Genomic DNA, 6,091 nt, shown 5'->3' on the forward strand with positions numbered 1-6,091 from the left:
GCTCTCCTCAAGGACCGCCCGATGCACGGTTACGAGATGATCCAGGAGATCGCCGAGCGCAGCGGCGGCGCGTGGAAGCCGAGCCCCGGCTCGGTCTACCCCACGCTCCAGCTGCTCGAGGACGAGGGCCTGATCGCCAGTGCGAGTGAGGGCGGCAAGAAGCTCTTCTCGCTGACCGACGCCGGTACCACCGCCGCCGAAGAGGGGCCCGAGGCTCCTTGGGAGGAAGCGGGTCGCGGCGTTGACTGGGAGGCCATGAACGAGATCCGGCAGGCCGGCTTCGGCCTGATGGAGGCGTTCGGCCAGGTCTGGAAGACCGGCAGCAAGGAGCAGCGCGACAAGGCGCTCTCCGTCATCAACGACGCGCGCAAGAAGCTGTACCTGATCCTCGCCGACGAGGACTGAGCCCCGTGCGGGCCCAGCCGGAGGGCAGAGCGTGGAAGAGGCGTCCCGTACGACACGTACGGGGCGCCTCTTCGCGTGTGGGCAACGGCGTGCGTCCGCAGCGGCGCGTGCTCGGAACGCTGCGCGTCCGGAACGGCGGGGCGGGCGTCAGGCCACCAGGCCGCCCAGCTTGCGCAGCGACTCGTTCAGGGCGGCGGTCGCCGAGTCCTTGAGCTTCCCCGCCATGAGGGAGACGGCCGCGCCCTGGAACGAGCCGTCGATGCGGACCGTCGTCGCGTCCCCGTCCGCGGTGAGGGTGTAGCGCGTGCCGACGTTCACACCCATCGGGCCCTTGCCCCTGATGGCGAGGGTGCGGGCGGTCTCCAGGTCCTCGATGGTCCAGGTGACCTCGGCCGGGAAGCCCATCAGCTTCATGTTCTCCTCGAACGTGCCGCCGACCTCCAGCGAGGAGGGGCCGCCCTTGGGGAAGCTGGTGTGGGTGGCGTTCCACTCCCCGTACGAGGAGAAGTCCGTGAGCTTGGCCCAGACCTTCTCGGTGGGCGCCTCGATGCGTGCTTCCGCGCTGACTTCGGCCATGCGGCCACCCCTTTGTGTCGAGAGCCGTGACGGGCTGTGGTGTCGCGTCGTCGCGGAACGTAGCCGGGCGCCCTCGAACATTCAATACTGATGAACCGTCAGAAATGCGTGACGGCCGCCGGATCAGCGCACCCGCACGATCTCCGCCGCGTCGAACACGTCGTACGCACGCGGGTGCGGGCCCTCGTCATGGCAGTGCCACGCGTCCCAGAACAGGTCGGCCGGCAGCGCGTCGTCCGGCGCGTACACCCGGTACACGTAACTCCTGCCGTCGATCGCGGGCAGGGCGACGTGCCAGCACCTGCTCTCCATGTCTGCGACGGACGAAATGTGAGGGGGGTGTGGTTGCGGGCGGGGCGCAGGGCGAGACAGTGCGCGCCCCCTGGGGCGAGCGGGGCGATCTCATCCTTGAGGAGGAGACGTCGCGCGGCTGTGCCCAACTTGTGTCGGACGCGAAGATGCTTCCCTCCGGGGATGTTCCTGTACATCAGGCCTGATGAGGTGGGGTACGTGCAAAGTCCTCTCCCGTCCGACGCCAGCGCGCACGGCCACCCCAGCGAAGAATTCCCCGAGATCCGGCTCAGTGACGAGCTCGCCCTGGTCGTCTCGGGAGCCAAGCGGCGCGCGGTACGGGACGGGGATCAGCAGATCGACACCGCACATCTGCTGCATTCGCTCCTGGAGGTCGACCCCGAGGTCCGCGACGCCTTCCCCGATGGCGGGCAGGTCGCCCGGCTGCTCGGCTATCTCGTGCAGCGCAGCATCGGCTACGGACTCCAGTGGCAGGGCGCCGTGGAGGATTCCGGAGCCGTGCCCGTCGTGCGCGCGGCTCCCGGCTGGTCGCCCGTCGCCATCGCCGCGATGGAGAGCGGCGCCGAGCGGGCGGCCTCCCGCGGTGACGAGCGGGCCCGCGGCGTGGACGTGCTGGCCGCGCTGGCGGCGTCCGCCGCGGACGCGGAATGCCGCGCCGTCGAGGTGCTCGGACGGGCCGGTGTCGACGTGGAACTGCTGCGCAAGCGGCTGAACTGACGCACCCCGCGGAGGAGTCGGCCGTCCGTCCTGTGAGACAGGGGTCATCGGGGATGACGGTCCTGACCGTGCCTGTCATGATGTGCCGGTGCACGGGTCAAAGGGGTCTCAGGGGAGTCAGGAAACCAGTGGGCGCGGCTTCGGGCTGGGGCTCGCCCTGGTCTCCGCGCTCGCGTTCGGCGGGTCGGGTGTCGCCGCCAAACCGCTGATCGAGGCGGGGCTCGACTCCCTGTACGTGGTGTGGCTGCGCGTCGCCGGAGCCGCCCTCGTCATGCTGCCCGTGGCCTGGCGCCACCGCTCGCTCGTTCTGCGCCGGCCCCTGTTGCTCGCCGGGTTCGGCCTGCTCGCCGTCGCGGGTGTACAGGCCTGCTACTTCGCCGCCATCTCCCGCATCCCCGTCGGGGTGGCCCTGCTCATCGAGTACCTGGCGCCCGCCCTCGTCCTCGGCTGGGTCCGCTTCGTCCAGCACAAGCCCGTGACCCGCGCCGCCGCGCTCGGTGTCGTGCTGGCCGTCGGCGGTCTCGCCTGCGTGGTGGAGGTGTGGTCGGGGCTGAGCTTCGACGTCCTCGGCCTGCTCCTCGCGCTGGGCGCCGCCTGCTGCCAGGTCGGCTACTTCGTCCTGTCCGACCAGGGCAGCGACGCGGGGTCCGCCGAGGGTGGGGTTCCGGACCCGCTCGGTGTGATCGCGTACGGCCTGTTGATCGGTGCCGTCCTGCTCACCGTCATCGCCCGCCCGTGGGGCATGGACTGGTCGGTGCTCGCGGGCAGCGCCGCGATGAACGGCACGGCCGTCCCCGCCTGGCTGCTGCTGTGCTGGATCGTGCTGCTCGCCACCGTCGTCGCGTACGTCACCGGCGTGGTGTCCGTGCGACGGCTCTCGCCGCAGGTCGCCGGGGTCGTGGCCTGTCTCGAAGCGGTTATCGCGACCGTGCTGGCCTGGGTCATGCTGGGCGAGCACCTCTCGGCGCCGCAGCTGTTCGGCGGCGCGGTCGTGCTGTTCGGGGCGTTCATCGCGCAGTCGTCGAAGCCGGCGGCCGCGGAGCCGGAGCCCGCCGTCGCGCCGGAAAACGCGTTGTCCCGCTCGGGCGGCGCCGTCTAGGGTGACGGCCGTGCATGAACACTGGCTCGTTCTTCCGCCGCCGGCCGCGTAGGGCCTGTCCGGCCCCTGGTGGGCCGGGCCCGGGCGTGTCCCGCGATCACGCAGGCGTGCGACCGCCGTCCTCCGACGCCGGCCGACCCGACGCTGCCTGATCCCTTCGGCGCGCGCCCCGGAACAGGCCTTCGTGCGGGCGGCCGTTCTCTTGCGCAGATCCCCGGCTCGGGCACGTCCCGAGCGGGACACGGCTGCCCGCCCACGACGGTCCGTGTCCGCGGTCCCGTTCCTGCGGGGCCTCTTCCCGTGGAGATCCACGTGTCGCATGCCGTCCAGGCCGGCTCAGCCGTGCCCGGTTCCGCTCCCGTCCCTCCCGTCGGGCCCCGACTTCCGGTGTCCCGCGGCCTCGTGCTGGTCCTGGGGAGCGGCGGCGCGGCCGTCCGCCCGCTGGGCGTGCTGTGGGCCCTGCTCTCCGCGGCCGGATACGCCGTGATGACGCTGCTCACCCGCTGGTTCGGGCGGGCGGGCCGCACCGGTGACCAACTCGGCACGACCGTCGGTACGTTCGCGGTGGCCTCGCTCGCCCTGCTGCCGTTCGGGGCGGCCGAGGGGCTGGTCCCGCACACGGGCGAGCACCTCGAAGTCCTGGGCCTGCTGGTGTACACGGCGTCGGTGCCGACCGCGCTCGCCTACACCCTGTACTTCGCGGGCGCGGCCGCCGTGCGCTCCGCAACCGTCTCCGTGATCATGCTCCTGGAGCCGGTGGCGGCGGCCGTCATCGCGGTGACGCTGCTGGGGGAGAGCCTGACGGCGGCCACCGTGGCGGGCACCGTGCTGCTCCTTGCCGCGGTCCTCGGCCTCGCCGTGGCGGAGGCGCGTTCCGCCGGGTGAGGCCTACGCCTCCTGACGCCGCCGCCGCTGGGTCGCCAGCGCGGCGGCGTCCCGGGGGGCGCCCCGCTCGGCCAGTCCCGCGGCGATCCGGTCCTGGACCTCCTGCGGCTTGTGGCCGGCGTACTTGAACTTGGCCCGTACGTCGGTCACTTGGAGCAGGACGCCCCGGATGCCCGAGAGCATCCGTCCGTACGGGGCCTCGCCCACCGCCACCGTCGTCGACAGCCCCGGCGGCTGGAAGTGGCCCACCTGCCGGTTGAGGAGCGCCGCCTTCTCCTCCGGGTCGTCCACGACGCGGGCCGTGCACCGCAGTTGGACGGCGGCGTACACGCTGGTCGGCGTCCCGTGCTCGGCCGGGGTGCCGGGCGGCGCCTGCCACGCGCCCGGCACGAACGCGTAGTCGTCGACGACGCTGAGCAGCACCTCGGGGCGGGCGTCGAGCGCGTCCCACAGGGGGTTCGGACGGGCGAGATGGGTGACGACCTCGCCGAACTCCCCGCCGGACGACGGGTCGTAGGCGAAGTGCAGCGGCTGTACGAACGGCGGCTCGCCCGGCGGACCGTTGACGGCGAGCTGCCCGAAGTCGTGGGCGGCGAGCCACTGTTGCCACTCGGCGGCGTCCCGCGCGGCGTCCCACGGATGGATCAGCATCAGCCCTCCTTGAGGTACGACGGGACCTCGATGCCGTCGGCGAGGTCGTCCGCCGGGATCAGCGGGCCGTGGCCCCGCTGCAGCGGGACGACGCCCGTCCAGTACGGCAGGTCCAGGTCCTCGGCGTCGTCGTTCGGGCCGCCGGTGCGAAGCTTGGCCGAGACCTCCGCGAGGTCGAGGCTGAGCACGGCCGTCGCGGCGAGTTCCTTGGCGTTCGCGGGTCGGGAGTCCGACGAACGGCCCGGCACCACGTGGTCGACGAGTGCGTCCAGCGCGAGCCGCTTCTCCTCGGGGTCCGTGACCTGGTGCGCGGTGCCGTGGACCACCACGGAGCGGTAGTTGAGGGAGTGGTGGAAGGCGGAGCGGGCCAGCACCAGCCCGTCGACGTGCGTCACGGTCAGGCACACCCGCAGTCCCGGGTCCTGCTGCCCGGCCATGCGCAGCGGTCGCGACCCCGTGGAGCCGTGCACGTACAGGCGCTCGCCGACCCGGCCGTACAGGGTGGGCAGTACGACGGGAGCGCCGTCGCGCACGAAGCCGAGATGGCAGACGTAGGCCTCGTCGAGTATCGAGTGCACCAGGGCGCGGTCGTACGCGGCGCGCTCCTTGGAGCGGGTCGGTACCGTGCGCTCGGTGGGTGCGTAGGCGGCGGCTGACGGCTCGGGGGCCACGCTCATGTTGCGAACTCCATTGCATTAGTGCAAACTGTCGTTTGTGCTAGGAGAGTATCCGATCAGTGGGCGGCGTGCAGCCGAGATTGCCGCCAGCGTCGAGCGTGCGGTGGCGGACGGCGGCCTCGAACCGGGGCAACTGCTGCCGCCGATGCGGGAGTTGGCGCAGCGGCTGGGAGTGAATCCCAACACCGTCGCGGCCGCGTACCGCACCCTGCGCGAGCGCGGGGTCATCGAGACCGCGGGCCGTCGGGGGAGCCGGGTGCGCCCGAAGCCGGCCACGAGCGCCCGGGAGCACATCCGGGTGGACGTGCCGGAGGGCGTGCGGGACGTGTCCGACGGGAATCCCGACACCGCCCTGCTGCCCCCGCTCGTCGCGGCGTTCACGGCCGCCGCCACCGTCGCCGACCGCTCGCCGGTCCTGTACGGGGACGCGTCCCTGGAGCCGGAGCTGGCCGAGCGGGCGCGCGCCGACCTCGACGCCGACGGGCTCCCGGACGGCCCGGTGGCAGTGGCCTCCGGGTCCCTGGACGCGATCGAGCGCGTACTCGTCGCGCATCTGAAGGCGGGGGACGCGGTCGCCGTCGAGGATCCGGGGTGGGGCAGCATGCTCGACCTCGTGCCCGCGCTCGGCCTGCGCCTCGTACCGGTGGGCGTGGACGACGACGGCCCCCTGCCGGGCGAGGTGGAGCGGGCGCTGCGCGAGGGGGCGCGGGCCCTCGTGGTGACCGGCCGGGCGCAGAACCCGACCGGCGCCGCGGTGAGCGCCGCCCGG

General features: G+C 72.7%; 8 protein-coding genes and 1 pseudogene. 5 read left to right on the forward strand and 4 right to left on the reverse strand.

Features of this window, described 5'->3' with window-relative positions; translation table 11 throughout:
- Nucleotides 1-405, forward strand: a 405-nt coding sequence (locus G3I40_RS02660) for a PadR family transcriptional regulator (protein ID WP_164300521.1), incomplete at its 5' end; no start/stop codon positions are given.
- Between the two features lie 147 nt (nt 406-552).
- On the opposite strand, the gene G3I40_RS02665 is transcribed toward G3I40_RS02660, so the two are convergent.
- Both G3I40_RS02665 and G3I40_RS02670 read right to left on the reverse strand, forming a co-directional pair.
- Nucleotides 553-981, reverse strand: coding sequence for an SRPBCC family protein (locus G3I40_RS02665; RefSeq protein ID WP_164300522.1), 429 nt, complete (start codon nt 979-981; stop codon nt 553-555).
- A 123-nt stretch (nt 982-1,104) separates the two neighbouring features.
- Nucleotides 1,105-1,293 carry a hypothetical protein gene (locus G3I40_RS02670; RefSeq protein WP_164300523.1) on the reverse strand — a complete coding sequence of 63 codons (189 nt, stop codon included), beginning with the start codon at nt 1,291-1,293 and terminating at the stop codon, nt 1,105-1,107.
- Between the two features lie 198 nt (nt 1,294-1,491).
- Between G3I40_RS02670 and G3I40_RS02675 the strand changes: the two genes are divergently transcribed.
- The 3 genes and pseudogenes from G3I40_RS02675 to G3I40_RS02685 all read left to right on the forward strand — a co-directional run.
- On the forward strand, nt 1,492-2,010 hold the full coding sequence (locus G3I40_RS02675; protein ID WP_343244801.1) for a Clp protease N-terminal domain-containing protein: 519 nt from the start codon (nt 1,492-1,494) through the stop codon (nt 2,008-2,010).
- A gap of 82 nt (nt 2,011-2,092) precedes the next feature.
- The gene (locus G3I40_RS02680; RefSeq protein ID WP_164300525.1) at nt 2,093-3,109 is read left to right on the forward strand and encodes an EamA family transporter; all 1,017 of its coding nucleotides are present in this window, start codon (nt 2,093-2,095) and stop codon (nt 3,107-3,109) included.
- Between the two features lie 399 nt (nt 3,110-3,508).
- Nucleotides 3,509-3,994: pseudogene (locus G3I40_RS02685) on the forward strand (DMT family transporter); the annotation flags it as partial.
- A 3-nt stretch (nt 3,995-3,997) separates the two neighbouring features.
- On the opposite strand, the gene G3I40_RS02690 reads toward G3I40_RS02685, so the two are convergent.
- Together G3I40_RS02690 and G3I40_RS02695 are read right to left on the reverse strand one after the other, a co-directional pair.
- Nucleotides 3,998-4,645 carry an FMN-binding negative transcriptional regulator gene (locus G3I40_RS02690; RefSeq protein ID WP_164300526.1) on the reverse strand — a complete coding sequence of 216 codons (648 nt, stop codon included), beginning with the start codon at nt 4,643-4,645 and terminating at the stop codon, nt 3,998-4,000.
- Complete coding sequence (locus tag G3I40_RS02695; RefSeq protein ID WP_164300527.1) at nt 4,645-5,322, reverse strand: pyridoxamine 5'-phosphate oxidase family protein; 678 nt, start codon at nt 5,320-5,322, stop codon at nt 4,645-4,647. The genes G3I40_RS02690 and G3I40_RS02695 overlap by 1 nt, the downstream gene beginning before the upstream one ends.
- A gap of 37 nt (nt 5,323-5,359) precedes the next feature.
- Here G3I40_RS02695 and G3I40_RS02700 point away from each other — a divergent pair.
- Nucleotides 5,360-6,091, forward strand: a 732-nt coding sequence (locus G3I40_RS02700; RefSeq protein ID WP_164300528.1) for an aminotransferase class I/II-fold pyridoxal phosphate-dependent enzyme, incomplete at its 3' end; no start/stop codon positions are given.

Source organism: Streptomyces sp. SID14478, from assembly GCF_010548525.1.
Classification (GTDB): domain Bacteria; phylum Actinomycetota; class Actinomycetes; order Streptomycetales; family Streptomycetaceae; genus Streptomyces.

What these genes read in the sequence shown, in the direction of transcription:
- G3I40_RS02665 (WP_164300522.1), bottom strand. Translation starts at nt 981, where the DNA reads ATGGCCGAAGTCAGCGCGGAAGCACGCATCGAGGCGCCCACCGAGAAG.
- G3I40_RS02670 (WP_164300523.1), bottom strand. Translation starts at nt 1,293, where the DNA reads ATGGAGAGCAGGTGCTGGCACGTCGCCCTGCCCGCGATCGACGGCAGG.
- G3I40_RS02690 (WP_164300526.1), bottom strand. Translation starts at nt 4,645, where the DNA reads ATGCTGATCCATCCGTGGGACGCCGCGCGGGACGCCGCCGAGTGGCAA.
- G3I40_RS02695 (WP_164300527.1), bottom strand. Translation starts at nt 5,322, where the DNA reads ATGAGCGTGGCCCCCGAGCCGTCAGCCGCCGCCTACGCACCCACCGAG.